Annotated in this window: 25 protein-coding genes; 23 read left to right on the top strand and 2 right to left on the bottom strand. The window is 45.9% G+C overall.

The annotated features are described in order from the left end of the window. Window positions 1–10 precede the first annotated feature (10 nt). The 10 genes from BP97_RS0107430 (at window position 11) to BP97_RS35615 (ending at window position 11629) form a co-directional block, all read left to right on the top strand. Window positions 11–1465 (top strand): S41 family peptidase, encoded by a 1455-nt coding sequence (locus BP97_RS0107430; RefSeq protein ID WP_028548523.1) that lies wholly within the window; start codon window positions 11–13, stop codon window positions 1463–1465. Between the two features lie 5 nt (window positions 1466–1470). Further along, entirely contained in the window at window positions 1471–3546 is a 2076-nt protein-coding gene (gene mutL / locus BP97_RS0107425) for a DNA mismatch repair endonuclease MutL (protein WP_028548522.1), read from the top strand. Beyond that, window positions 3547–4344 (top strand): class I SAM-dependent methyltransferase, encoded by a 798-nt coding sequence (locus tag BP97_RS0107420; RefSeq protein ID WP_028548521.1) that lies wholly within the window; start codon window positions 3547–3549, stop codon window positions 4342–4344. Continuing rightward, window positions 4341–5309: a tRNA (adenosine(37)-N6)-dimethylallyltransferase MiaA gene (gene miaA, locus BP97_RS0107415; RefSeq protein WP_028548520.1), complete on the top strand. Its 969-nt coding sequence runs from the start codon at window positions 4341–4343 to the stop codon at window positions 5307–5309. The genes BP97_RS0107420 and miaA overlap by 4 nt, the downstream gene beginning before the upstream one ends. Window positions 5310–5320: 11 nt before the next feature. Continuing rightward, entirely contained in the window at window positions 5321–5560 is a 240-nt protein-coding gene (gene hfq / locus BP97_RS0107410; protein ID WP_028548519.1) for an RNA chaperone Hfq, read from the top strand. A 161-nt stretch (window positions 5561–5721) separates the two neighbouring features. Then, window positions 5722–8541 carry a transglycosylase domain-containing protein gene (locus BP97_RS35625; RefSeq protein ID WP_064745676.1) on the top strand — a complete coding sequence of 940 codons (2820 nt, stop codon included), beginning with the start codon at window positions 5722–5724 and terminating at the stop codon, window positions 8539–8541. A 164-nt stretch (window positions 8542–8705) separates the two neighbouring features. Further along, window positions 8706–9410, top strand: a complete 705-nt coding sequence (locus tag BP97_RS0107400) for a peptidylprolyl isomerase (RefSeq protein ID WP_028548518.1) — start codon at window positions 8706–8708, stop codon at window positions 9408–9410. Between the two features lie 143 nt (window positions 9411–9553). Continuing rightward, window positions 9554–10519, top strand: coding sequence for an ADP-ribosylglycohydrolase family protein (locus BP97_RS35620; RefSeq protein WP_231506248.1), 966 nt, complete (start codon window positions 9554–9556; stop codon window positions 10517–10519). Beyond that, the gene (locus BP97_RS0107390; protein WP_028548517.1) at window positions 10519–10923 is read left to right on the top strand and encodes a VOC family protein; all 405 of its coding nucleotides are present in this window, start codon (window positions 10519–10521) and stop codon (window positions 10921–10923) included. The genes BP97_RS35620 and BP97_RS0107390 overlap by 1 nt, the downstream gene beginning before the upstream one ends. A 1-nt stretch (window position 10924) precedes the next feature. Continuing rightward, window positions 10925–11629: a YdcF family protein gene (locus BP97_RS35615; RefSeq protein ID WP_051620441.1), complete on the top strand. Its 705-nt coding sequence runs from the start codon at window positions 10925–10927 to the stop codon at window positions 11627–11629. A 7-nt stretch (window positions 11630–11636) separates the two neighbouring features. On the opposite strand, the gene BP97_RS0107380 is transcribed toward BP97_RS35615, so the two are convergent. Further along, window positions 11637–12440, bottom strand: coding sequence for a GNAT family N-acetyltransferase (locus BP97_RS0107380; RefSeq protein ID WP_028548516.1), 804 nt, complete (start codon window positions 12438–12440; stop codon window positions 11637–11639). 227 nt (window positions 12441–12667) lie between these two features. Here BP97_RS0107380 and BP97_RS0107375 point away from each other — a divergent pair, with 227 nt between their 5' ends. From BP97_RS0107375 to BP97_RS35610, 9 genes are all read left to right on the top strand, one after another. Further along, on the top strand, window positions 12668–13345 hold the full coding sequence (locus BP97_RS0107375; protein ID WP_028548515.1) for an HAD family hydrolase: 678 nt from the start codon (window positions 12668–12670) through the stop codon (window positions 13343–13345). A gap of 19 nt (window positions 13346–13364) precedes the next feature. Continuing rightward, on the top strand, window positions 13365–13979 hold the full coding sequence (locus BP97_RS0107370; protein WP_231506247.1) for a histidine phosphatase family protein: 615 nt from the start codon (window positions 13365–13367) through the stop codon (window positions 13977–13979). 255 nt (window positions 13980–14234) lie between these two features. Next, entirely contained in the window at window positions 14235–15233 is a 999-nt protein-coding gene (locus BP97_RS0107365) for an AAA family ATPase (protein WP_028548513.1), read from the top strand. After that, window positions 15230–16552: a GTPase HflX gene (gene hflX / locus BP97_RS0107360; RefSeq protein WP_028548512.1), complete on the top strand. Its 1323-nt coding sequence runs from the start codon at window positions 15230–15232 to the stop codon at window positions 16550–16552. Before BP97_RS0107365 ends, hflX begins: the two co-directional genes overlap by 4 nt. Continuing rightward, entirely contained in the window at window positions 16545–17792 is a 1248-nt protein-coding gene (locus tag BP97_RS0107355) for a methionine gamma-lyase family protein (RefSeq protein WP_028548511.1), read from the top strand. Before hflX ends, BP97_RS0107355 begins: the two co-directional genes overlap by 8 nt. A 99-nt stretch (window positions 17793–17891) precedes the next feature. Then, window positions 17892–18305 carry a MerR family transcriptional regulator gene (locus BP97_RS0107350; RefSeq protein WP_028548510.1) on the top strand — a complete coding sequence of 138 codons (414 nt, stop codon included), beginning with the start codon at window positions 17892–17894 and terminating at the stop codon, window positions 18303–18305. Window positions 18306–18395: 90 nt separating this feature from the next. Continuing rightward, window positions 18396–19733, top strand: coding sequence for a type I glutamate--ammonia ligase (gene glnA, locus BP97_RS0107345; protein ID WP_028548509.1), 1338 nt, complete (start codon window positions 18396–18398; stop codon window positions 19731–19733). 174 nt (window positions 19734–19907) lie between these two features. Next, complete coding sequence (locus BP97_RS0107340; RefSeq protein ID WP_028548508.1) at window positions 19908–20522, top strand: TetR/AcrR family transcriptional regulator; 615 nt, start codon at window positions 19908–19910, stop codon at window positions 20520–20522. 54 nt (window positions 20523–20576) lie between these two features. Beyond that, window positions 20577–21494: an alpha/beta hydrolase gene (locus BP97_RS35610; protein WP_036745638.1), complete on the top strand. Its 918-nt coding sequence runs from the start codon at window positions 20577–20579 to the stop codon at window positions 21492–21494. A 58-nt stretch (window positions 21495–21552) separates the two neighbouring features. On the opposite strand, the gene lexA is transcribed toward BP97_RS35610, so the two are convergent. Further along, the gene (lexA, locus tag BP97_RS0107330) at window positions 21553–22176 is read right to left on the bottom strand and encodes a transcriptional repressor LexA (protein ID WP_028548507.1); all 624 of its coding nucleotides are present in this window, start codon (window positions 22174–22176) and stop codon (window positions 21553–21555) included. Between the two features lie 150 nt (window positions 22177–22326). On the opposite strand from lexA, the gene BP97_RS0107325 reads away from it, so the two are divergent. From BP97_RS0107325 to BP97_RS0107310, 4 genes are all read left to right on the top strand, one after another. Next, entirely contained in the window at window positions 22327–22683 is a 357-nt protein-coding gene (locus tag BP97_RS0107325; protein ID WP_156043170.1) for a LysM peptidoglycan-binding domain-containing protein, read from the top strand. Between the two features lie 153 nt (window positions 22684–22836). After that, complete coding sequence (locus tag BP97_RS0107320; RefSeq protein WP_028548505.1) at window positions 22837–23022, top strand: DUF896 domain-containing protein; 186 nt, start codon at window positions 22837–22839, stop codon at window positions 23020–23022. A gap of 269 nt (window positions 23023–23291) precedes the next feature. Further along, on the top strand, window positions 23292–23804 hold the full coding sequence (locus tag BP97_RS0107315; RefSeq protein ID WP_028548504.1) for a hypothetical protein: 513 nt from the start codon (window positions 23292–23294) through the stop codon (window positions 23802–23804). 54 nt (window positions 23805–23858) lie between these two features. Then, on the top strand, window positions 23859–24653 hold the full coding sequence (locus BP97_RS0107310; protein WP_028548503.1) for an HAD family hydrolase: 795 nt from the start codon (window positions 23859–23861) through the stop codon (window positions 24651–24653). Window positions 24654–24853 lie beyond the last annotated feature (200 nt).

Here is a 24853-nt window from a genome sequence, read left to right as displayed (position 1 = left end):
TGACCACCACATGAAAACGATCGGCAACCGATCCATGGTACGGCGCACTGCTGCTGCCCTTATCTCTTTTACCTTATTATTTCCAACCGCATCTGCTGTATTTGCCGCCGATAAATCGGATGCCGATACGGCACGTCTTAAGGAAGTACTGGATTTGATCGAACAAAATCATGTCAGCGCTCCAACCAAGCAGCGTTTGACGGATGTTGCTATTCAATCAATGGTGGAGTCATTAAAAGATCCGTACACGATCTATTTTACGCCGGACGAATTAAAGCAGTTTCAAAATACATTGGAAAATAACTATGTAGGAATCGGTGTGCGTATCCGGGCCGAAGAAAATAATGCTTATATTACAGAGGTTTTCGACGGACCTGCCAAGAAAGCGGGCATGCTTCCAGGCGACAGGATTACTGCTGTAAATGGCGAATTATCCGAGGGTCTGAAGCTGGATGACGTAACCAAAAAAATTATGGGACCCGAAGGCACGGCCGTTTCTATCACAGTTGAACGCAACAAGCAGTCTCTGGTGCTTGAAATGACTAGACAAACGATCCAAATCCCCGTCGTTACCCATAAGCGATTCGATCAAGGTGTTGGATATATTCGAGTTACAGGATTTTCAAGTGAAGCGGATGAACAGACTGCTGCGCAATTGGATGATTTGAAAAAGCAAGGAATCAATAGTCTTATCCTGGACTTGCGTGATAATCCAGGCGGTTTGGTTGAAACTGCCCAAAATATGGCCAAGCTGTTCGTGAAGGAAGGCGTTCTAATTCACACGAAGGACAAAAACAATGTGGACAAGCCAGTTACGTTCACTAATGGAACGACGCAGCCGTTTCCGTTGTACATTCTAGTCAATGAATATAGTGCCAGTGCTTCTGAAGTACTGACAGGCGCGCTGCAGGATTACAATGTTGTTACTAAAGTGATCGGCAAGAAGACCTACGGAAAGGGAAGCGTACAATCCGTGTTTCCTCTATCCAATGGTGGTGCATTGAAAGTAACCATCGAGGAATACTTGACGCCAAAGCTGCGCAAAGTGAACAAGGTTGGTTTGAATCCTGACTTGGAAGTGGACGGAGAGGTGCCGCAGCTTATCACAGCGCTTCACGAGGCAGGTCTAAGCAGTGTTAATGTACAATTAAGTAAAAAAGGCGTTTCTGTCAATCAGATTGACGTTGAAGACAGCTTTGATGTTGTTCGTTCCAATGGTGAGCTTTATGTGCCTTCCAGATTGCTGAGTTCGCTTCTTGGAGGCTCGATTCAATGGAATGCCGAGCAGCAAGCCGTTGATGTTACGGTTAACGGTACACAGCATTCATATTCCACAACAGACGGATCGTTATCGCTTCAAAACGGATCGAGCTATTTGAATGTGATTAAATTTAAACAGGACTACACAGAGTTGAATTGGTCCGATAATGATGGACAGGTGGAATTAAGCGTTTCTAAGGGGTAATTTCTATGGGCAAAATAAAAATTTTGGATGAACATATTGCCAACCAAATTGCAGCTGGAGAAGTGGTGGAACGACCCTCTTCGGTCGTTAAGGAGTTGGTGGAAAACGCAATCGATGCAGGAAGCACTCGGATCGATGTCACGATTGAAGAGGGCGGTCTTGAGCTGATTCGCGTGACCGATAACGGCTCCGGAATGGAGAGGGACGATTGCGAGGTCGCTTTCTTTCGTCACGCAACCAGCAAAATTGCGAGCAGTCAGGATTTGTTCTCCATCCGTACCCTAGGATTTAGAGGTGAAGCCTTACCGAGTATCGCGGCGGTGTCGAAAGTCACCTGCGTGACATCCACTGAAACGAACGGTCTTGGCTACCGGATGGTAATCGAGGGCGGTACTGTAAAAGCGTTCGAGGATGCCGCTACCCCGAGGGGGACGGATATCCAGGTCAGAGAATTGTTTTTTAATACGCCTGCGCGCTTGAAATACATGAAGACAATTCAAACCGAGCTAGGGCATGTTTCGGACTTTATTTATCGGTTGAGTTTAGCACATCCGGATATTGCGTTTACATTGAAGCATAATGGAAGTCAGCTGATACAGACAATCGGGAATGGGGATATGCTTCAGGTCATAGCTGCTATTTATGGAACGGCCGTTGCCAAAAATATGCTTCCTATTGAAGGGGAGCATCTAGACTACTCCATCCGTGGCTTTATAGGTAAACCCGAGACGACCCGGGCTAATCGTAACGGTATCTCCACGGTTATCAACGGACGCTATATACGCAATTACACATTGATTCACGCTCTTTTGCAGGGGTATCACACGCTGCTGCCAATTAACCGATATCCGATTGCTGCTTTTCATATTCAAACAGACCCTACACTTGTGGATGTGAATGTTCATCCTGCCAAGCTGGAGGTAAGATTCAGTAAAGAGCAGGAGCTTATTCAGTTCGTCGAGCAGCAGGTCAGACAAGTATTGAACCAGCAGGTCCTTATACCTTCTGCAGCTTCGGCTGGCAAGCCGAAGAAGGAGGCGTTCGTACAGGAACAGATGGAGCTATATCGTCCATCATCTTCGCCCCCTATGTCCCCTATGCCGCCTGTTGGATCTCCAACAGCTGAAGAGAATGGATTATCCCATAGACAGCCAGCGGCTGGATGGGGGACGCCGAACCCTTTGGAGAGGGATGAAAGAAGGCAGAGCTTCAACAACCCGACCTACCTAGAAAAAAGCTCCGTTCGCAACGATAGCTCATCTGAACGACTGGTTAGCCGAGAAGACAGCTTTAGAGAAGCCAGATCGTCAAATACAAGCGGAGGCTACGGGGACGTCAACGGTGGATTTTCTCGCGCACAGGCGTCCGAACGAAAGGATTCTGCGGACTTTCGAGATCGCGGCAAGGAACGTACTGCAAGAGAGCAGGCTGCAGCCAGCGAGGCGCTCCTACGTTCCATTGTGGCTGACGAGGAGCAGGATGCTCCCAAGCTTCCGGCCTTTCCGAAGCTTTATGCGATTGGGCAAATGCACGGCACGTATATTGTCGCACAAAATGAGGAAGGTTTGTTCTTGATAGACCAACATGCTGCTCATGAGCGGATTAATTACGAATATTATTACGAGAAATTCGGGAAGCCGGCTGAAGCCAGTCAAGAGCTCCTGGTGCCCATAACATTGGAGTTTACTCCTTCAGAAGCCGAACGACTGAAAGAAAAGGTTCCGATGCTCGAGCAAGCTGGAGTTTATATAGAGCCGTTTGGTGGTAATGATTATTTGGTCCGAGCTTATCCGCACTGGTTCCCTGCAGGAGAGGAACGCGCTCTTGTTGAGGAAATGACCGAATGGCTGTTGTCTGAGCGAAAAGCCATTGATCTTGGAAAACTGCGTGAGAAGGCTGCTATCATGTGTTCATGTAAGGCATCGATTAAAGCGAACCAAAGCCTGAGCACGCTGGAAATTGAAGGGCTTCTGGATCGGTTGGCCGGCTGCAGAAATCCCTATACTTGTCCGCATGGTCGGCCTATAGTTATCAGCTTCTCCACCTACGAGCTGGAAAAAATGTTTAAGCGGGTGATGTAGTTGCTGATTACAACATCATATGATCCAAGACAAGAACAGCTGGAGCTTGTGCGCCAGCTCCTAGAGCAGCTTCAACAGACTGAAGGGGTAACGGGGGCGCATCGAATCGTGCCTAGGGCCCGATTTTCGCTACCTCAGCTAAGGCAGCATTATAAAGAAATGGACATCCTGCTTGTATCCAGAGAGCGAATAGAGTATTATCATGAACAGCAGCCTGCAATGTTTTTTCATCCCAGCACGGCAGCTATTCGAATTAAACGACTCCTTAACGGAGAGCAGGATACCTTAATGCATTTTGCTCAAGTTCAATCCGGTGATACAGTGTTGGATTGTACAGCGGGGCTTGGGTCCGACTCCATCGTGTTTTCATTTACTGTTGGTGAATCAGGAAAGGTGACTGCGCTGGAAAGCAGTCCGCTACAATGCCTACTTCTGGAACATGGTTTGGGCTCTTACGAGTCCGACATTGTGGGGATGACAGAGGCAATGCGGCGTGTCCGTACTTATCAGACGGATCATCTTGCCTTTTTACAGCAGCAGGAAGATCGATCATTCGATGTCGTTTACTTTGATCCGATGTTCCGCAAGCCCATTCATGAATCCAGCTCCATCAGATCGATTCGGGGGCTTGCAGATTCAAGAGCGCTCTCAGAGCAAGCGGTAGCTGAAGCGTTAAGAGTCGCCCGAAGGACGGTCGTCATGAAGGAACATCGGGACAGCGGTGAATTCGCAAGATTAGGATTTAACGAAAAGCACCGCTCAACAACGAAAATTGCTTACGGAGTGATACGATTGTGACAGAGGCTTTGATTAAGCCCAGCCTGCTCGTCCTTGTTGGACCTACTGCGGTTGGCAAGACGAAGCTTAGTCTTAGGCTGGCATCTGAGTACGGAGCTGAGATCATCTCAGGCGATTCCATGCAGGTATATCGCGGAATGGATATTGGCACGGCCAAAGTAACGCCAGAGGAACAAAATGGAGTACCACATCATCTGATCGATATACATGATCCGGATCATCCATTCTCGGTTGCGGAATTTCAAGAAAGGTCCAGAGGGCTGATTCAGGATATTCACAATAGGGGAAATTTGCCTTTTATAGTTGGAGGCACAGGACTTTATGTTGAATCGGTATGCTATGACTATCAATTCAGCGAAGTCGGTTCGGATGATGCATATCGTGAAGAGCAGCGCTTGTATGCTGAGAAGCATGGGAATGAAGCATTGTGGGAAAGGCTGCGCGAAGTAGATCCAGAGTTAGCCCAAAGGCTGCATCCTAACGACCAGCGTCGAATCATTAGGGCTTTGGAAGTATTTCATTTAACAGGAGAACGTCTTTCTGAGCAATTAAAGGTACAAAAAAAACAGTCTCCCTACGAACTATGTATCGTCGGGTTGACAATGGACAGAGCTTTACTATATAAACGTATTGAAGAGCGTATCGATCTCATGATGGAGCAGGGTCTGTTGGAAGAGGTTCAGCGCCTTCGTGACATGGGTTACGGAATGCAGCACATCTCGATGCAGGGGCTCGGCTACAAGGAGATTTTAGGCTATTTGGACGGGGCGGCAACATTGGAAGAAGCAGTCTTCCAGTTGAAGCAGGATACCCGAAGATTCGCCAAACGCCAGCTCTCATGGTTTCGTCACATGAAGGATATCGAGTGGGTTGACGTTAGTGATCTGGAAAATTTTTCTGCCCACTTGGATCAGATTCATGCTATAATAGCAGATAAGCTAAAAATCGAACGTCAATTTATTTGAGGGGGCCCATGATGAATAAATCGATCAATATTCAAGACACATTTTTGAACCAGCTGCGCAAGGAAAATATCCCAGTAACCGTCTATTTGACTAATGGGTTTCAAATTCGCGGAATCATCCGTGCGTTCGATAATTTTACCATCATCATTGATAGTGAAGGCCGCCAGCAGATGGTTTACAAGCATGCTATTTCAACTTTTACCCCACAGCGTTCCGTTTCATTGATGCAGGATAACAACGCCGAAGGCTAGAAGCCTAATAAGGCGGAGGCCAGGACGTTGCGCAACATTTCGGCTCTTTGAACCGTCTAATTTAATAACGTCCATAAGAGCAACCCGTGGTGTTTGGGTTGTTCTTTTATTACCACATCATAAGATTAGCTTTTTAGAGACAAAAGAGGTGACGGAGAGAGATGTCTGCTGCGAAAAAACCACCTTCGGGGAAACCGAAAAAGAAGAAAAAAAATAAGTTCAGTGCTGGAAAAGCTTTTATGTTCACATTTATCGCTGCCGTGTTAGCTCTGATTTGTGCTTTAGGTGTTTATATTTTCATCATTATTAACGGCGATAGATTGCTTAAGGAAAATATTGACAAGCTGGATATGGATGAAGCCTCACACATCTACGATGTATCTGGAACCGAGATAGCGACTTTATCTAGGGAGAACCGTGAGGTTGTACAGCCGGAGGAAATACCTCAGAAGTTGAAGGAAGCCTTTATTGCTACGGAGGACCGGCGTTTTGGTCAGCATTCCGGGATAGATTTCATGGGTATCGGCCGAGCCCTAGTAAAGGACATCGTGGCAAGGAGTGCGGTTGAGGGCGGAAGCACAATCACACAGCAGTTAGCTAAAAACGTGTTTTTGTCTAGCAACAAAACGTTTTTCCGTAAGGCGACGGAAATGTCGATTGCGGTTGCACTGGAAAACAATTTTTCCAAAGACGAAATTTTAACGAAGTATTTAAATCGAATTTTCTTTGGAAACCGGGCTTTTGGTGTGAAAGTCGCGGCCAAAAAATATTTTAACGTGTCTGACTTGAGCAAGCTGGAAATATGGCAAATGGCGACACTTGCGGCCATACCAAAGGCACCAAGCACTTATAATCCGATATCGAATCCAGAAAAATCGAAGGAACGTCGAAGTGTAGTGCTGAAGCTGATGCAGGATCAGGGCTACATTACGGAGGCTGAGCGTCTCAAAGCGGAGGCGGTTGAATATGTACCTCCGAAAACGACTGCGACCAACAGCAATGACTATTTAACGTTCACAGATTATGTGTTGAGCGAAGCGAACGATATTTATGGCTTATCTGAGGACGATGTGTTGACCAATGGTTACAGAATCTATACGACTATGGATTCAACCGCTCAAAAAGTGATGGAACAGACGTTTGCTAACGATAAGTTTTTCCAAAAAGATGGTCCTGAGCAAAAAATGCAAGGAGCTATGGCCATCGTTAATAACGAGGATGGTGGTCTCGTAGGGATTATCGGGGGACGGGACTATGTAGCTCGCGGCTTGAACAGGGCTACGATACCTCAGCAGCCAGGTTCCTCCATTAAACCGATTGTAGCGTATGCGCCAGCCATTGAAAGCGGCAAATATACGCCATACAGTATGCTTCAGGATAAAGAGGTTACGTATAGCGGCTATTCTCCGCGAAATTATGATGGGGTATACCGAGGGCAAGTTACGATGTTTGATGCGGTAAAGCTCTCAATGAATGCACCTGCGATATGGCTGCTCAATGAGATTACCGTTAAGAAAGGTATGGACTTTGCTATTAATATGGGCATTCCGCTCGACCCGGTCAAGGATAGAAATCTGGCGATTGCACTAGGCGGTCTGACTAAAGGAGCAAGTCCTGTTCAAATGGCAACGGCATATGCCGCTTTCGGTAACAACGGTTATTTGAACAAAGCACATTCGATTATTAAGATTCAGAACGATAAGGGAGAAGACCTCTTTACGTTTAAACAGGAACGAAAATCGGTCATGAGCCCAAAGACAGCCTATTATATGACTCGGCTTATGCAAGGTGTTGTAGGGTCCGGAGGGACAGGGGCAGCGGCTAAGTTCGACCGTCCTTTGGCCGGGAAGACCGGTTCTACCCAAAACGTTATTAAAGGGCTTGAAAAATACAACCGCGATCTGTGGTTCACAGGATACACTCCAGAATGGAGCGCAGCGGTATGGATCGGCTTTGACAAAGCGGACGCTAAGCATTATGTGACGATGAGCAGTGGAGCACCGGCTGTTATTTTTAAAGAAGTAATGCAAAAGGCGCTTGCCCAAAAAACGATGACACAGTTTAAAAAGCCTGATAACGTGCAGGAATTAGGCGCCCCTCCTAAAGCTATCGGTGATTTAAAGGCGGAGTATGACAAGGATGTTCGTTCGGTCATGCTGAGCTGGACCGGCGTAGGAGAGAATGTGTCTTATCAGGTCTTCCGTAAGGAAGAAAAGGATACGGATTTCCCTGCCGAGCCGATGCTGATGACGCCGTATACCAAAGTGAAGGACATTGCTAAGCCAGGAACGACTTATCAATATGCTGTTGTTCCTCTTAATCCGGAAAGCGGGTCTGCCGGAGCACAGTCCAATGTAGCCACGGTGGTAGTCCCTGCCGATAACAGTGCAGACGGTCTCAATCAAGGGCAGCAGAACGGTCAAGGTCAGGGTCAGGGCAACCAAGGTCCTAACGGTAACCAAGGTCAAAATGGTAATCAAGGGCAGACAGGCAAACCGGGTCAATCCGGAAATGGTTCTGACGGTAAAGGAAATAACGGTGGTACGGTAGGTGGTAATGGTAACGTCGTACCAGGACAATCTGGCAATGGGGGAACCCAAGGTCAAGGCAATAATAACGGTAGTTCTGGTCAAGGGCAAGGCAACAATGGCGGAACACAAGGCCCGAACGGCCAGCAGCAGCCGGGTGGAACACCGAAGCCCGGCGGCAGCAACAACGGCGCCGGTACCTCCGGCACCGGCAATGGCACAGGCACCGGGTCGCAAGGCTCCGGTGCCGGGAACACCGCTGCCCCGGGCACGGGCAGCGGAGGCGGTGGCGCAGCAGGGGGCACAGCCCCTGCAACGCCACCGCCTGGGGCGGGCGCGCAAGGCGCTACCCCGCCGCAAGGCAGCGGCACCGGCAATGGTGCCGGGCTAGGCAGCACCGATGCGGCAGTGGCCACGCCACCGCCAAGCGGTGCTGCATCAGGCACGCGCTGACCGTGCGTGCCAAGCATGAATAAGCGAGCCGCACGATGCGGCTGCTCCATACAGGAACCTCCAAGAGTCCATCTTGGAGGTTTTGTTAATATTTGGCCATTCGTAGTATAATAGTGAATATGGACTTGTCCATAAATTACAGGTATGGAGTTGAATGATGGATCATGAAAGCATCACTAGCAGCTAAGATTTCAAAATGGGCTTCCGTTGCCGTAGTATGTACACTATTGCTATCGGCATGTGGTACGAAGCCAGCAGCGGATCAAGGTAAGACGAACGGAAGCCAGCCTTCGGCGAGCCAACCGCCAGCAAGTCAAGCAACACCGCAGCCACAAACTAAGAAAAGCTGGGCATCACCGCCAGAAATGAAGATTGATCAGAACAAGACGTATCAAGCTACTGTTACGACATCTAAAGGCACTTTCAAAATTGACTTATTTGCTAAAGATGCTCCTAAAACCGTCAATAACTTCGTTTTCTTGTCCAAAGAGGGCTTTTATAATGATGTCACGTTCCACCGTATCATTCAGTCCTTTATGGTACAGACAGGGGATCCTGAAGGTACTGGAGCGGGCGGTCCTGGTTACAAGTTTGAGGACGAGCTGAAAAAGACCTATAAGTACGAGCCGGGGATTGTAGCTATGGCTAATGCAGGTCCAAATACGAACGGAAGTCAATTTTTCATTTGCACAGGTGAAGACAGCAAAGGCTTGAACAATACCCCGAACTATACGATTTTTGGTAAAGTATCCGAGGGAATGGATGTAGTGCAAAAAATTGCGGCCACACCAGTTGAATCTAACGGAAGAGAAGTAAGTAAACCGAAGGAAAAAGTAACAATTCAATCTGTGACGATCGCAGAAAAATAATAAAAGAATACAATCTAGAAGCATTCACATAAGATGTAGTATCGGCAGCGTGGAAGGAATTCCGCGCTGTTTTGCTTCTACTCTAATCATAGAGCATAATAATTCGCGTTGTTTATATGAGGGAGCGAAGGGAGAGAACTCAAGTGACCATACTAGTTCCTAAATCGGAAAGGTATCAAGGATGCTTATTAGGCTTAGCAGTAGGAGACGCACTGGGTACGACACTTGAATTTCGGGCGCCCGGAAGCTTTGAACCGATACGGGATTTGATTGGCGGAGGACCATTTCAGTTAGAGGCTGGGCAATGGACCGACGATACATCCATGGCACTATGCTTGGCGGAAAGCTTGCTTCATTGCCGAATGTTTCATCCGCTAGATCAAATACAGCGCTATGTCCGGTGGTATCGCGAAGGGTACATGAGTTCTAATGGAACTTGCTTTGATATCGGCAATACGGTTCGAGCGGCATTGGAACGGTTTGAGCAAACGTTGGAGCCTTTTAGCGGATCCATTAAAAGGATGGCCGCAGGCAATGGAGCACTGATGAGGCTAGCCCCGGTCCCCATGTATTTCGCCGAGCATCCGGGTGAAGCAATTTATCGCTCTGGAGACAGCTCCCTTACGACTCATGGAAATGTGCTGTCTGTGGATGCATGCCGTTATTATGGAGGATTAATTGTGGGGGCACTTCAAGGAAAGGAGAAAAATGAACTCCTTTCCGACCATTTTTCACCCATTGAGGGGTACTGGGAGCAGCGCACATTGGTACCGGAAATCGAGCAAGTTGCCGCTGGATCTTATAAAACAAAACAGCCTCCGGATATTAAAGGCACGGGTTACGTCGTAGATTCTCTTGAAGCAGCTTTGTGGGCGTTCTATCATAGCACAAGCTTTGAGGAAGGTTGTTTAATGGCTGTTAACTTGGGGGACGATGCGGACACGACAGGAGCCATTTATGGTCAGCTGGCTGGTGCTTACTACGGTGTTAATCGGATCCCTTCGCATTGGTTGAGCAAGCTCACGATGAAATCCTATATAGAACAAATGGCATCTGGACTAATGCAAGCTTCCGAGGAGCTGGGCAGCAGCAGAGGCAATGTCTCATGATCCCTGTTACCGGCTTCAATCATATTACATTAAAAGTCGCTAAACTGGAGCGGTCTCTTCCGTTTTATATCGATATTCTTGGAATGAAGCTTGTCCATCGCGGGGCAACCGACGTGTATTTGGAATGGGGCTGTGCATGGATTTGCTTGCTTGAGCGACCTTCTGATGAGCATGGTAGACTATCAGCTTCTGATGAAATGGGTGGTATGGATCACATGGCCTTTTCCATATCGGAGGACGATTTTTCTGATGCTGTTAAGCAGCTGCAGACAGCAGGCATCCCTCTGGTTAGAGGGCCCATACATCGTGGCGGGGGATGGAGTGTCAATTTTCTTGATCCCGATGGGATCGAGCTTGAGCTCTTCACAGGTACATTGGAAGATAGGATGAAGGTGTGGAAATAGTATGCAGTCTAAGGTTAACAAGAAGCGGAGTTTATTTACCCGACTAATGAGCTGGTTAAGCCGTGTAGTTAGACTTGCACTGGTCTTAGTCATACTGTGCTTGATATGGACCGTATATTTGCTGTGGAGGATGGAATCCTTCCCGGATAATCCTCAAGCTCGAGGAGATGTCGGTATTGTTCTTGGAGCTGCATTATGGCAAAATATACCCAGTCCTGCTTTGAAAGAAAGATTGAATAGGGCAGTAGAGCTTTATCGGACAGGACAAATTCAACAGATTTTGGTCTCAGGCGGATTGGACTCAGTGTATTCCAAGCTTACTGAAGCTGAAGGAATGAGGAATTATTTGCTTGAGCAAGGCATCCCTAATTCTGCAATAGTTATGGAAAAGCAGTCTACCAGCACTTATGAAAATTTATTATACAGTCAAAGACTGTTCAAGCAGTACGGATGGCATTCTGCAGTCATCATTACCCACAGGTACCATGCCGTCAGAGCGATGGATATCGCAAAGTTTCTAGAATACGATCAATTGATAGCTTCTCCGATGGACAGTGCAGTTCTTATGATGTCTTGGCACAAAAGTCGAGAGATCTTAGCATGGACTAAGTGGGAATTGGATAAAGTGCTACTCAACCTTGGAATTGAATCGAAGCCGATGGATACCTCTGCACTCAAAGCGAGGATCATCGGCTTTATTCATTAGCTGTTTTTTACTTGTCCTGTGTTGGTTCTACACGATAATGATATTTATAGAATGGGCTGAAACCTGAACTGCGATATAGATTAGTAGCGGGAGTATTGCCGTCTACGACTTGTAAATACATCGAGCTTGCTCTTTTATGAGCGCTCCAGCAGGCTAGTTGATGAATAAGGCTTCTCCCCATTCCTTGTCTTCGAAGTGACGGATGGACAACGACATTGATGATTCCGGCCCAATCCTTTTCCACTATGGATGTGCCAAGGGCAACGCAGCGATTGTTCATGTATAGGCTCACGAAACCTTTGGTGGGCTCGATAGCCGTAAAAATTCGGTCATAGAAAGACAAGGTTTTGGAATCAAACCCTTCCGCTTCCATAAAGTTTGAGAGCCATATATCGTCATGCTGCTCTTGAACAGTAAAGGTAAGAGAATGATCGTGTAAGTCATTTCGGGTGCTTTCAATAACTTGCGACGTATTCGCAATAAAGACTGTACTGGCAGCTTCTTTTGAGAACCCTTGTTCCTCCAGCTCTGAGTCCAAGCCCATTGGTGAAATTTCGTTAAGCTGAAATATAAGCGGCAGTCCAGTGTTCTTGTAAAAGGAGCCGACATCATTCATCCAGGTAGAGCATTCAGGAATGAAACCGTCGGATGAAGTCCACACGCTGTTAGCTCTTTTGGTCGTTCCATCCGAAATACGTACTTTCCAGTCACCGTAAGGATGGCATATAGCAGCCGGCCAAGTGTTGAAGGATAATTGCTCTAGTAGTTTAATTAAGTGACGACGTTCACCTATTTTCAATTCATCATTCAAATAACAGCACCCTCCAGTCCATTCAATTTATATAAATACAAAAATATGTATAAATATACATTAGTAATTGTTAGTTCGTCAACCTTATGATGGGAGTTAGCAATAGAAAATTTTTCCTCAACCAGTCATCGTACATGGTATAATATGGAATGTGACACTTGATATGCTACATTTGTACATGAGGTTAATATTTAATCATATTAATTATATATCAGAGGTGTTCAACGATGATTAAAGCTATCGTATTTGATTTTGACGGGTTGATAATAGATACAGAGACACCTGAATTTGAATCTTTTCAGAAGATGTTCGAGGAGCATGGGGCGGAGCTGTCTCTGGACATTTGGGGGCGCTGCATTGGTACAGATGGTTCATCTTTTGAACCTTATTCCTATTTGGAGCAATGTATTGGTAAGCCTTTTGATGTGGACTCGGCTCGACTACGGAGAAGGGAACATTTTTCAGAGCGCATGCACCAAGAACTGCCGCGTCCCGGCGTGTTAAATTATTTGGAGCGAGGTAAAGAAATGGGGTTACCGATAGGGCTTGCTTCAAGCTCCACACGTCAATGGGTTACCGGTTATTTGAAGAAGCACGAGCTGTTGAATGCATTTCATTGCATAAGAACGAGAGACGATGTAGTCAAAGCTAAGCCGGACCCCGCTTTATACTTACTCGCGCTGGAAGACCTTGGGGTACAACCGCACGAAGCCGTTGCATTTGAAGACTCGCCTAACGGTGCGCTTGCCGCCAAAAGAGCAGGGATGCACTGTGTGATTGTACCGAACCTTATAACGAAGACTTTGTCCTTTGGTGAACACGATTTGCGACTGAATTCCATGGCTGAAATGCCGTTGGAGGAAGTTATCTCCACTATTCTCAGCCGATCCTCGAACGACCGATGATTCATAAGGAGGGAGTCTAATGTTTTTGGAGGGACTTCATACTTTCGCCGATTTTCAACAAGTAGATCAGCACGAGGGTTTGCAGACACTTTACATCGTTCGTCATTGCAAGGCGGAGGGACAGTCAGCAGAAGCGCCATTAACTGCAGAAGGATGTTATCAAGCCCAGCGTTTATCCTCGTGGTTATCCGATTACTCTATAGATTATATCGTATCAAGTCCATATATCAGGGCGGTTCAAACCCTTAAACCTTATGCAGAAAAAATGAATAAAACCATTTATACGGATGAGGGGCTAGCCGAGCGTGTTTTAAGCGGAGAAGACAGGGCTGATTGGCTGCAATGTCTGAAAAGGACGTTTGACGAGCCCGATATATGTTATCCCGGAGGGGAGTCCAGCAGGCAAGCAACGGGTCGTATCGTAACGGTAATAACGGAACTGCTGAAGCTGAGACATGGTTCCTATTTGGTTGCCGCACACGGAAATATCATATCTCTGTTATTGAAACATTATGATGAACGGATTGGTTTCGAGCATTGGAAGCGGCTGTCCAACCCGGATGTTTACCGGATCACTTTTTTTAAAGGTCTTTATCAGGATATGGAGCGGATTTGGAGTGAATTACAGAGCTGATAAGGCGATTAATTAAATGTAATCAAATTCTACCTCAATAATTTCTCCCCATTCGACTATACTTAGAAAGAGTAAGACATTAAGACCTACGGAGGTTTTGAAACGAGATGAATGGGATTAATATATTTAAATAAACATTTCCTGACGATCAGATTTTGAATTTTTGTAAAATAGCCTTACAATAAGAAAAGAAAATGGTCACATTCAACTGGGCTCCCGCGTATACTGCTAACACCAAGTAAAGAGGTGATACGCATGAGTGGACGTGTCGTACCGACGGATCAGATTCAGATTACGAAGAATGCCCATCAAATCAATGTGGTATTGCGTAATCCTGAACCAATAAGTATGAACGCCGAGGCAGAGCCTCATTTTCATGGCAAACCGCTGTCTCAACAAGGACAATTCGGTGAAATCATGAAGGAGCTCGATCGGATGGTCGGTTTGGACAACGTAAAGGAGCTCGTTTTCGAGATTTATGCCCTGCTGCGAATAGGCGGGTTTCGGGCTGAAGTTGGGCTAATGGCTAATAACCAAGTGTATCATATGGTTTTCAAAGGGAATCCAGGTACAGGAAAGACGACGGTGGCACGAATTATCGCCAAGCTGCTGCAAACGATGGGGGTGCTTAACAAAGGGCATCTCATTGAAGTAGAACGCGCCGATCTCGTAGGCGAATACATAGGGCATACGGCATTAAAGACAAGAGAACTAGTGAAAAAGGCGCTGGGCGGAGTGCTATTTATCGATGAGGCATACAGCTTGGCCCGTGGTGGAGAAAAAGATTTTGGCAAGGAAGCTATTGATACGCTTGTCAAAGCGATGGAGGATCACAAAAACCAGTTTATTCTTATTTTGGCTGGCTATTCGGTAGAGATGGAACAGTTTCTGCAAACCAATCCGGGACTCCCTTCTCGTTTTCCTATCCAGCTGGATTTTCCTGATTACACAGTCGATCAATTGATGCAAATCGCGGAAATGATGGTAAAAGAACGCGAATATGCGCTGATCCCCCAGACCGAAATGAAAATACGCCAGCAAATCGTAAGCGAAAAGCAGCTGATCGATAGCGAGGTTGCCTTTAGTAATGCACGATATGTGCGAAATATGATTGAAAAAGCGATGCGCAACCACGCGGTGCGGTTGCTGAATCAGCATACTCAGCAGCCAAGCAAGCAGGATCTGATGACGATTCGACCTGAAGATGTTAAGCTGGAGCGAAAACCTGCAAAGGAGAATTATAAATATTTATGAAACCAACGACACACAAAATCGAGCATGAACAGGAACGGGCCGTGCTGGTCAGTCTAGTCACTCCGCAGCTGAAGAGGCAGGAGGCTTATTATCCTGAATATTCTTTATCCGAATTAGTTAGTCTGGCTGAGACTGCAGGAGTAGTGGTTCTGGACACGTTAACACAAAATAAAGAATCCGTAGATAACAAATGGTTTGTTGGAAAAGGGAAAGCAGAAGAGCTGAAGCAGCTATTGGAAGAACACAATGCTAATACGGCAATCTTCGACCAGGAGCTGTCCGGTGCGCAGGTTCGCAATCTGGAACAATTTCTGGATGTCAAAATTATTGACCGTACACAGCTCATTTTGGATATTTTCGCCGGAAGAGCGAAGACTCGTGAAGGGATTATCCAAGTGGAGCTTGCACAGCTAAGCTACTTACTGCCACGACTTGCGGGCCAAGGAAGTAATCTTTCTCGTCTTGGCGGTGGTATCGGTACGAGAGGTCCAGGGGAAACGAAGCTGGAGACGGATCGCCGTCATATCCGTGATCGTATCAACGAGCTGAAGCAGCAGCTGCAGGAGGTCGTTAGGCACCGTACGTTACATAGAGAGCGACGCAAGAAGACAGGTGTTTTCCAAGTGGCGCTTGTAGGTTATACTAATGCCGGTAAATCTACGCTGCTGAAGCAGCTGACTCAAGCTGATGTTTACGTGGAGAATCAGTTGTTCGCCACACTTGACCCGACTTCACGTACATTGGAGCTGCCAAGTGGAAAAGAAATTGTATTGACGGATACGGTTGGATTTATTCAAAATCTGCCGCATGATCTGGTTGCAGCCTTCCGTGCCACATTGGAAGAGGCTTGTGAAGCCGATTTGATCCTTCATGTTGTGGATGGTTCAGCGGAAATGATGGCTACGCAAATGAAGGTTGTTGAGCAAGTGCTTCAGGAGCTGGGAGCTCACGGGAAGGAACAAATCACTTTGTTTAACAAGGTAGATTTGTGCACACCGGAGCAGGTGGAAATGCTTACGACAGAAGGGGAGTTTTTACGAATATCCGCTTACCGTGAAGCCGATTTGCAGCGAATAGGGGAATTGATCGAGTCACGGTTGATGGGTGAGTGCAAGACGTTCCGCATTCCGGCAGAAAAAGGCGACGTGATTTCACTTGTTTACCGTGTTGGGGAAGTGCTTGAGAATGACGTGGACGGCAACGACATGCTGCTGCAGGTAAGAGTGAACAATAAAGAATATGATAAGCTGGGTTATTTGTTGGCCGCATACGCCATGGATCAGGCAGAGGATAAGGGAGAGAATTCGGAACATGTTTAACGAACGAATTACGGCATGGATGGAGCGTGCCGAGCAGGTAATTGAGGGGGAAATGAAAGAAATTGATCGTATCGTGGACCAAAATCAGTGGAAAGTGATTCGTGCTTTTCAGAATCATAAGGTTAGTGACTTTCATTTCTCAGGATCGACAGGGTATGGCTATAACGACCGGGGGCGCGAAGTACTGGATTTGGTTTATGCAGAAGTGTTTGGAGCGGAGGCCGCCTTGGTGCGGCCACATTTTGTGTCCGGGACCCACACGATAGGAACAGCCTTATTTGGCGTTCTAAGACCAGGTGACGAGCTTCTAATGATTACAGGGAGACCTTATGATACGCTTCATAAAGTAATTGGTAGCCCAGGTGACGGGAAAGGCTCGCTCCAGGATTGGGGCATTGCTTACGGTGAGGTAGCGTTACTGCCCGACGGTGCACCTGATTATGATGAGATCCGCAGTCGAATAAATGAACGAACTAAAGTGATCGGTATTCAGCGGTCCCGCGGCTATTCGTGGAGACCGTCTTTTACGGTTGCGCAAATAGGGGAAATGGTTAGCTTCGTCAAACAGTTGAAACAGGATGTGATTGTATTCGTAGACAACTGCTATGGGGAATTTACTGAGATGCAGGAGCCGACTCAAGTAGGTGTGGATCTGATGGCCGGCTCGCTGATTAAAAATCCCGGCGGAGGTCTGGCAGCTACAGGAGGCTATATTGCTGGAAGAAGTGAATACGTGGAGCTTGCCTCGTATCGCTTGACCGCTCCTGGAATCGGAGGGGAAGTGGGAGCGATGCTCGGTACTACCCGCAGTATTTATCAAGGGCTGTTCTTGGCACCACATTTGGTTGGACAAGCTGTCAAAGGATCGGTGTTTGCGGCAGCTGTCTTTGAACAGCTTGGATTTGTGACGCATCCGCATTGGAACGATCCGCGTACGGATCTGATCCAGGCGATTCAGTTCACCAGCGACAAGCATCTGATTGCATTCGTTCAAGGGATACAGCAGGCATCTGCGGTCGATGCTCACGTCGTTCCAGAGCCTTGGGATATGCCGGGATATGAACATCCTGTAATTATGGCGGCGGGTACTTTTATTCAGGGAGGAAGCTTGGAATTATCTGCCGATGCACCGATACGCGAGCCGTATATTGCCTACATGCAAGGAGGTCTAACATACTCCCACTGCAAGCTGGGTGTACTTACCGCATTGCAGAATATGATGGACCGTGGCCTACTGTAATTAATGCTTACACATTGCATAAACCTAACATAACTTGACATGTTTATGTAGTGAGGTTACAATGAAGCTAGGTTTTTAGATTACAGGGGTGATCAGGTCATGGGTGATGATATTCGCCGTAATATGGCGCTTTTTCCGATTGGAATAGTAATGAAATTGACCGATTTGACCGCGAGGCAGATCCGGTATTATGAACAGCACGAGCTTGTTATACCAGCAAGAACAGGCGGTAACCAGCGTCTTTATTCTTTTAATGATGTGGAACGCTTGTTGGAAATTAAAGATTTAATTGAAAAAGGAGTTAACATTGCCGGTATTAAGCAAGTACTCCTGCCTGTTTCCAAAGATTCTGAGGAAGCAACGGTTCTGAATGAACAGTCCGAAGTGAAGCGAAGAGAGTTAACCGATACGCAGTTGCATCGTATGCTGAAGCAGCAGTTATTAGGCGGCGGCAAGCGGCCAGGCCAAGTATCATTGATCCAAGGCGAGCTATCGCGTTTCTTTAAGAAATAAAAAAGCTTCACCAGAGTGTGTTTACACCTAAACGTTCGTCTTAAGAACATGCTCTGTCAGTTTACATAATCTAAGGAGGAGAAATTGACCGTGACTGAAAAAGCATATAAAAAAGAGGACATTCTACGTATAGCTAAAGAAGAAAATGTTCGTTTTATTCGTTTGCAATTTACCGATTTGCTGGGGACGATCAAGAATGTGGAAATACCGGTAAGCCAGTTGGAGAAAGCTCTGGACAACAAGATGATGTTCGATGGCTCCTCCATTGAAGGTTACGTTCGTATCGAGGAATCCGATATGTACCTGTATCCGGATTTGAGCACATGGGTCATCTTCCCATGGGTTACAGAAGACCGTGTAGCTCGCCTGATTTGTGATATTTATTTGCCGGATGGCAGACCTTTCCCAGGAGACCCACGCGGTATTCTGAAAGCAGCGTTGAAAGAAGCTGAGGAAATGGGCTATACTGCAATGAATGTCGGACCAGAACCGGAATTTTTCTTATTTAAAACAGACGATAATGGCAACCCGACAATGGAATTGAACGATCAAGGCGGTTATTTCGATTTGGCTCCAATGGATTTGGGAGAAAACTGTCGTCGTGAAATCGTACTGACATTGGAAGAAATGGGCTTTGAAATTGAAGCTTCCCACCACGAAGTGGCTCCAGGTCAGCACGAAATCGACTTCAAATATGAAAGTGCCGTTAAAGCGGCGGATCAGATTCAGACCTTTAAGCTGGTTGTAAAAACTGTTGCTAGACAGCACGGCTTGCATGCGAGCTTTATGCCTAAACCGTTGTTCGGCGTGAACGGTTCCGGTATGCACTGTCACCAATCGTTATTTAACGGCAAAAAGAACGTGTTCTACGATGAGAGCGATAAGCTTGGATTGAGTGCTGAAGCAAGACATTATATGGCAGGTATTTTGCGCCATGCTCGTGCTTTTGCAGCTATTACGAATCCGACGGTTAACTCTTACAAACGTCTCGTTCCAGGTTATGAGGCACCTTGCTATGTGGCTTGGTCCGCGAGCAACCGCAGTCCGATGATCCGTATTCCGGCATCCCGCGGCCTGAGCACTCGTGTAGAAGTTCGTAATCCTGACCCTGCTGCGAATCCATATCTTGCGCTTGCTGTTATGTTAAAAGCAGGTTTGGACGGCATTAAAAATAAAATGCAGCTTCCTCCTCCAACAGACCGTAACATTTATGTCATGTCCGAAGAGGAACGCGAAGAGCAGGGTATCCCAAGTCTACCAGTTGATTTGAAGCAGGCGTTGGATGAGCTGCTTCGCGACGATGTGATCTGCGATGCACTTGGAGACCACGCACTGGCTCACTTTATTGAGTTGAAAGAGATCGAGTGGGATATCTATCGTACCCAGGTTCATGCTTGGGAACGTGAGCAATACCTGACTCTTTATTAAGATCAATAGAATACGAAGGAAGCCCGGTACCTTTTGGTGCTGGGCTTTTTTATGTTTAGAGTATAATTCAGACTAGGTATTTTTTACAAAAAAGGTTTGTTCCACTTATTTACAAATGCTTTGTGATTGAATATAATAATACTGAACAATCAGTACTAAATGGTGGGTGAATAGATGCCGAGAACGAACATTCCTGAAGCAAGGAAGCGAATTTTGCAAGCAGCCATTCAAATATTTGCAGAGAAAAGCTTTGAAGGAGCAAGGATTGATCAGATTGCAGAAGAAGCACGTGTACCCAAGTCATTGATATACTATCATTTTCAAAGCAAAGAACATATTTTGGAGGTGTTGTTCGAAGATTTCATAAGGGAGTATAGCGAACTTCTGCAAACCTCTAAGAAGGACACACATCAATCCAAAGCAGAGACCATGCAGAGCAGGCTTCAAACGTTATACAAAGACTTTGCAATAAGAAACGCAGATATAATCCGAATCATGTTTATAGACTCCCTAAAGAAATCGAATCGGAAGCCGATTATTTACAAAGTCGTCGATGCGATGATCAATGCGGAGCAGGCCAATGCCGTTATTTCGAATTCTAATCATTCTTATGATCCTAATGAAAGACGGATTGCAGAATTTTTTACTGGCATAATCCCGTTGTTCTCCTATTTATGCTTCTCTGATTCATGGGTTGATTACTTCGAGGTCGAGAAAAAGCGGTTTGATGAACTCTTCCTCAGAATCATGATGTCCACTCACGGCGCGTATCATCAGGATCATCAATAATTTTTTTATAATTATAATACTGAATATTCAGTAGTAATTTGGAGGGTGAACAATATGCAATCGTCGAGCATGGAAATGATAACAGCCATTAAGCAGCATTTAAAACAATCTTTCTCGTTTATCGGTAAAACAGTGGATGAGATCCGATCAGAAGAAACCGCAGCTCTAAACGCGCTCCCTAAGCCATCCGGTGTCGTAACCGAGCAGGTAACTATCGGTAACATGAAAGCGGAGTGGGTGAGATCGGAACATGTACCCGAAGGGGATTCAGAGACGATATTGTACTTCCATGGAGGAGCATTCATTTCTGGCTCTTGTGATACCCATCGCGATCTAGTCGCTAGAATATCCAGGTTCGCTAACACAAAAGTGCTTGTTATTGAGTACCGGCTTGCTCCGGAGCATCGCTATCCTGCAGCCAATGAAGACTGTTTGGAGGCTTATCGATGGCTTATAGACAAAGGAATTTCTAATAAGAAAATTATTCTAGGCGGAGATTCTGTTGGAGGTTGCCTTGCACTTATGACATTGTTAACTTTACGTGACAAAGGAGATCCGCTCCCGGCTGGTGCATTCTGTCTGTCACCCCATACGGACTTTCTACACTTCGATAGCGAGTCTTATATTACTCGTTCAGAGTTTGATCCACTGGGTAGTCTTGCGAGCTCACGACTATGTGCGGATTATTACTTGGGCTCGATAATGCCTAAGCCAGAGATTATGTCACCGTTGTATCAAAATCTACATGGATTACCCCCATTGTTCATACAGGTGGGAGATCACGAGGTGCTTCTCGACGAATGCGTTCGTTTTGCCGATAAGGCAAAAGCTGCAGGAGTAGATGTCACGCTGGAGAAATGGGAGCATATGTGGTGTGTTTTTCAGCAGTTGGCAGGCATTTTGCCTGAAGGCGAGCAGGCTCTTGAACACATTGGTCTTTTCGTTAAGAGTGGGTTGCAAGGGGCAAAGTAATAACAAAAGCCAAGTCAGGCATACTGACTTGGCTTTTTCATTTAACATGAGCCGTTCGTTAATGAATGTCGCGGAATACTCCTACAACGCGTCCGAGAATAGTTACGTGCTTGAGACGAAGCGGCTCCATGGTTGTGTTTTCAGGTTGCAAACGAATATGATCTTTTTCTTTGTAAAAGCGTTTAACGGTTGCTTCATCATCTTCTGTCATAGCCACAACAATATCGCCGTTATTAGCGGATTGCTGCTGACGAACAATAACATAGTCTCCGTTATGGATGCCTGCGTCAATCATACTGTTTCCAATGACACTAAGCATAAATACATTATGATCGCCAACATAATGTGTAGGTAACGGGAAGTAATCCTCAATGTTTTCCGTTGCCGTAATAGGTACCCCTGCAGTGACTCGTCCGATCAATGGTACACGGGAAACGGAAAGTGCGAATTGGCTTCCTTCTGTTGAGGACCCGTCTGTTATTTCAATAGCCCGAGGCTTGGTCGGATCTCGACGAATCAGGCCTTTCTTTTCCAAACGTTCCAGATGTCCGTGTACTGTCGAACTGGAGGCTAGTCCAACGGCTTCTCCGATTTCACGAACAGATGGAGGATAACCTTTATCTTTCACTTCGTTCTTGATAAATTCCAATATCGCCAGCTGCCGATTGGATAGTTTGCTCATGAGTATCACTCCAGTATTGGTAATAATTATCCAAAGTATAACACAGAACCGGAGTTCGTACAAACATAAGTTCGAAAATCGCGTTGACACAAACAAGTGTTCGTGTTATTTTGGTAACAGAACAAATGTTTGGGGGCGGAAGTTGTGTACATGAATGAACAGTTAATTCGGAATTCGGTTGTTTCGGTAAAGGGGAACCATATTAAGCAGAAGAGACGGTTTAGAAGAGCGACGAGAATGCTAGGGCTGCTAACCATAGCCATCTTGATACTTATTGTAAGTATTTGTGTTTCCTTAATCGGCGGAGATTCGGATGTGTTCGCAGCTGCCAATGGAAGCCATATGAAACATTCAGTAGAAATAACCAAGGGAGATACGCTTTGGAGTATCGCCAATCATTATGCAGGAAAAGGACAAAACGTCCGTGAATATATGAACGAAGTGAAACAAATCAATGACCTAAAGTCTAATGTATTGCAAGTTGGGCAAGTTCTGATCTTACCCTAAGCTTGTTGAATATCAGTTCCGCATCGCCTGCTCTTGACAATCGAATCCTGTAATGTCAAAGTATAATTTGACGCATTTTTTGCTGTGCTTGATTGGAAGCCATAGTGTGGCTGAAACAAGCCGGACAATACCAGGAGGATTCGCATGAACGAGATGGAACATGATCAGTACATCAAACGAATTAATGAATTGGCACGCAAGGCCAAATCGGTTGGCTTGACGGATGAAGAGCTGGAAGAACGCAATGAACTTAGAAAGCGTTATATTAATGCTTTCAAAAGCAACTTGCGCAATCAGTTGGATAACATTAAGTTTGTTGATGATGACAACAAGCAGTAATTAAGGAATTAGATTGAATGCAGTATTGAATTTTTGGGGGGACATGGTGACATCTGGAAAACCAGACACATCGGTTGCTCCAACTTTTTGGCGTATCGATGAATGGAGTCTTTAGGCTGCAGTGATTATTCAGATAAGCTTGGATTATTTCCATTCAAACCGCAGTACAGTCTTGTTCCGTTAAAGGGTAGAGAGCCTTTTATTCAGAAAGAGTTTGGAAGCAAAGTATAGTGATGAGGTCGAGCGCACCTCTATAAGGAGATTGGGACATGTCTCGTAAATGGGAACGTATGGTTCTTAAAAATTCTAAAAAGGTCAATAAAACTCGTGCAAAGCAAGGTAAGCCCTTACTTTACGATACTCCGTCTGATGGCGCTGTAACCGTACGCGGTCGCAGCTGGCTAGTACCATTGCTCCTGTTTTGTGTAGGTATCTTTTGCTACATAGCTTTCCGTGGCAACTATGAAAATGATAACTTGTATTGGGTTACTGGGGGCAGCTACATTGCTTTAGCGCTATTCATATTTTGGGTGCGTCGTCCTTTTCTCAAAATCGGTAAGGATTACTTGGTTTCCCGCAGGTTTGCCGGAGATCGTAGAGTGGAGCCAGCACAAATCCGTGAAATTTCCATTGAAAAGGATACCGTTGTCATCTCATTAACAACAAGCAATACCAAATGGGTATTTACGAAATTGTATCATCAATTTAATATGAAAGAGTTGTCAGAACAGGTTAAGGAATTTGCATCTCGCAATGCGGTAGCGCTAAAAACCGAACAATAAATAAAAGTCATTCTCGACAACTACAGATTATATGGGGAAAAGGATGGAACTAGGATGAGCATTCAAGCGGTTTTATTTGATTTGGATGATACGCTGTTATGGGACGATCGAAGTGTAAAGGAAGCTTTCCAGGCGACTTGTGAGGAAGCCGCTAAGCATTATTCATTGGAGCCTGCGGCTCTGGAAGAAGCGGTTCGCAAGGAAGCGCGTGCTTTATATGAATCCTACGAGACATTCCCGTTTACTAAGATGATTGGAATTAATCCATTCGAAGGGCTATGGGCTAACTTTACGGCAGGAGAAAACGAAAACTTCCGCAAGCTTCAGAAACTTGCTCCAACCTATAGGACAGAATCTTGGACAAGGGGGCTTAAAGCATTAGGCATCGACGATCCTGAGCTTGGATACCGTCTAGGAGAGCTATTCCCAGCAGAGCGTCGTAATCGTCCTATTGTTTATGAGGAAACGTTCGAGGTGCTGAAGCAGCTGAAAGAAAAGTACAAGCTGCTGCTGCTTACGAATGGATCACCGGATTTACAGAATGAGAAGCTGGCTGGAGTACCTGATTTGGCACCTTATTTTGATCATATTATTATCTCCGGTAATTTTGGCGAAGGCAAGCCAGCAACTTCTATTTTCAATCATGCGATGGAGCTTTTAGGCATTACTGCTGATGAAGGGGTTATGATTGGAGACAAATTAATAACGGATATTTTAGGCTCCGGGCGTGTGGGAATGCGAAATATGTGGATTAACCGCCACGAGCTTACTCGTACAGATGAGATTATCCCTTCTTACGAAATTAAGAATCTGCGCGACATTCAAGGCATTATTCATTCGATTGGCTAATGGATTCATTTGATTAATAATAAAAGACCCTCAGCCTTGTTAAAGGGACTGACCCCGTAATGTGAGACAAATTAAAGCACCTTCAAGAGAATGCAACCATGTCGTAAGATATGGAGACAACCTTGGAGGTGTTTTTTCGTTGACAACCAGAGTAAGCTATCCAGTAGAAGTGAAGATGAAAGCCATTGAGATGAGATTGG

This window comes from Paenibacillus sp. UNC451MF (assembly GCF_000686845.1).
Classification (GTDB): domain Bacteria; phylum Bacillota; class Bacilli; order Paenibacillales; family NBRC-103111; genus Paenibacillus_S.
The sequence above is the reverse complement of the archived record's forward strand: the minus strand, read 5'-3'. Positions and strand labels throughout refer to the sequence as shown.

Coding starts and splice junctions, on each gene's coding strand:
- BP97_RS0107430 (WP_028548523.1), top strand. CDS start 11: ATGAAAACGATCGGCAACCGATCCATGGTACGGCGCACTGCTGCTGCC.
- mutL (WP_028548522.1), top strand. CDS start 1,471: ATGGGCAAAATAAAAATTTTGGATGAACATATTGCCAACCAAATTGCA.
- hfq (WP_028548519.1), top strand. CDS start 5,321: ATGAATAAATCGATCAATATTCAAGACACATTTTTGAACCAGCTGCGC.
- BP97_RS35625 (WP_064745676.1), top strand. CDS start 5,722: ATGTCTGCTGCGAAAAAACCACCTTCGGGGAAACCGAAAAAGAAGAAA.
- BP97_RS0107400 (WP_028548518.1), top strand. CDS start 8,706: ATGAAAGCATCACTAGCAGCTAAGATTTCAAAATGGGCTTCCGTTGCC.
- BP97_RS35615 (WP_051620441.1), top strand. CDS start 10,925: ATGCAGTCTAAGGTTAACAAGAAGCGGAGTTTATTTACCCGACTAATG.
- BP97_RS0107375 (WP_028548515.1), top strand. CDS start 12,668: ATGATTAAAGCTATCGTATTTGATTTTGACGGGTTGATAATAGATACA.
- BP97_RS0107370 (WP_231506247.1), top strand. CDS start 13,365: ATGTTTTTGGAGGGACTTCATACTTTCGCCGATTTTCAACAAGTAGAT.
- BP97_RS0107365 (WP_028548513.1), top strand. CDS start 14,235: ATGAGTGGACGTGTCGTACCGACGGATCAGATTCAGATTACGAAGAAT.
- hflX (WP_028548512.1), top strand. CDS start 15,230: ATGAAACCAACGACACACAAAATCGAGCATGAACAGGAACGGGCCGTG.
- BP97_RS0107355 (WP_028548511.1), top strand. CDS start 16,545: ATGTTTAACGAACGAATTACGGCATGGATGGAGCGTGCCGAGCAGGTA.
- BP97_RS0107350 (WP_028548510.1), top strand. CDS start 17,892: ATGGGTGATGATATTCGCCGTAATATGGCGCTTTTTCCGATTGGAATA.
- BP97_RS0107340 (WP_028548508.1), top strand. CDS start 19,908: ATGCCGAGAACGAACATTCCTGAAGCAAGGAAGCGAATTTTGCAAGCA.
- BP97_RS35610 (WP_036745638.1), top strand. CDS start 20,577: ATGCAATCGTCGAGCATGGAAATGATAACAGCCATTAAGCAGCATTTA.
- lexA (WP_028548507.1), bottom strand. CDS start 22,176: ATGAGCAAACTATCCAATCGGCAGCTGGCGATATTGGAATTTATCAAG.
- BP97_RS0107325 (WP_156043170.1), top strand. CDS start 22,327: ATGAATGAACAGTTAATTCGGAATTCGGTTGTTTCGGTAAAGGGGAAC.
- BP97_RS0107320 (WP_028548505.1), top strand. CDS start 22,837: ATGGAACATGATCAGTACATCAAACGAATTAATGAATTGGCACGCAAG.
- BP97_RS0107315 (WP_028548504.1), top strand. CDS start 23,292: ATGTCTCGTAAATGGGAACGTATGGTTCTTAAAAATTCTAAAAAGGTC.
- BP97_RS0107310 (WP_028548503.1), top strand. CDS start 23,859: ATGAGCATTCAAGCGGTTTTATTTGATTTGGATGATACGCTGTTATGG.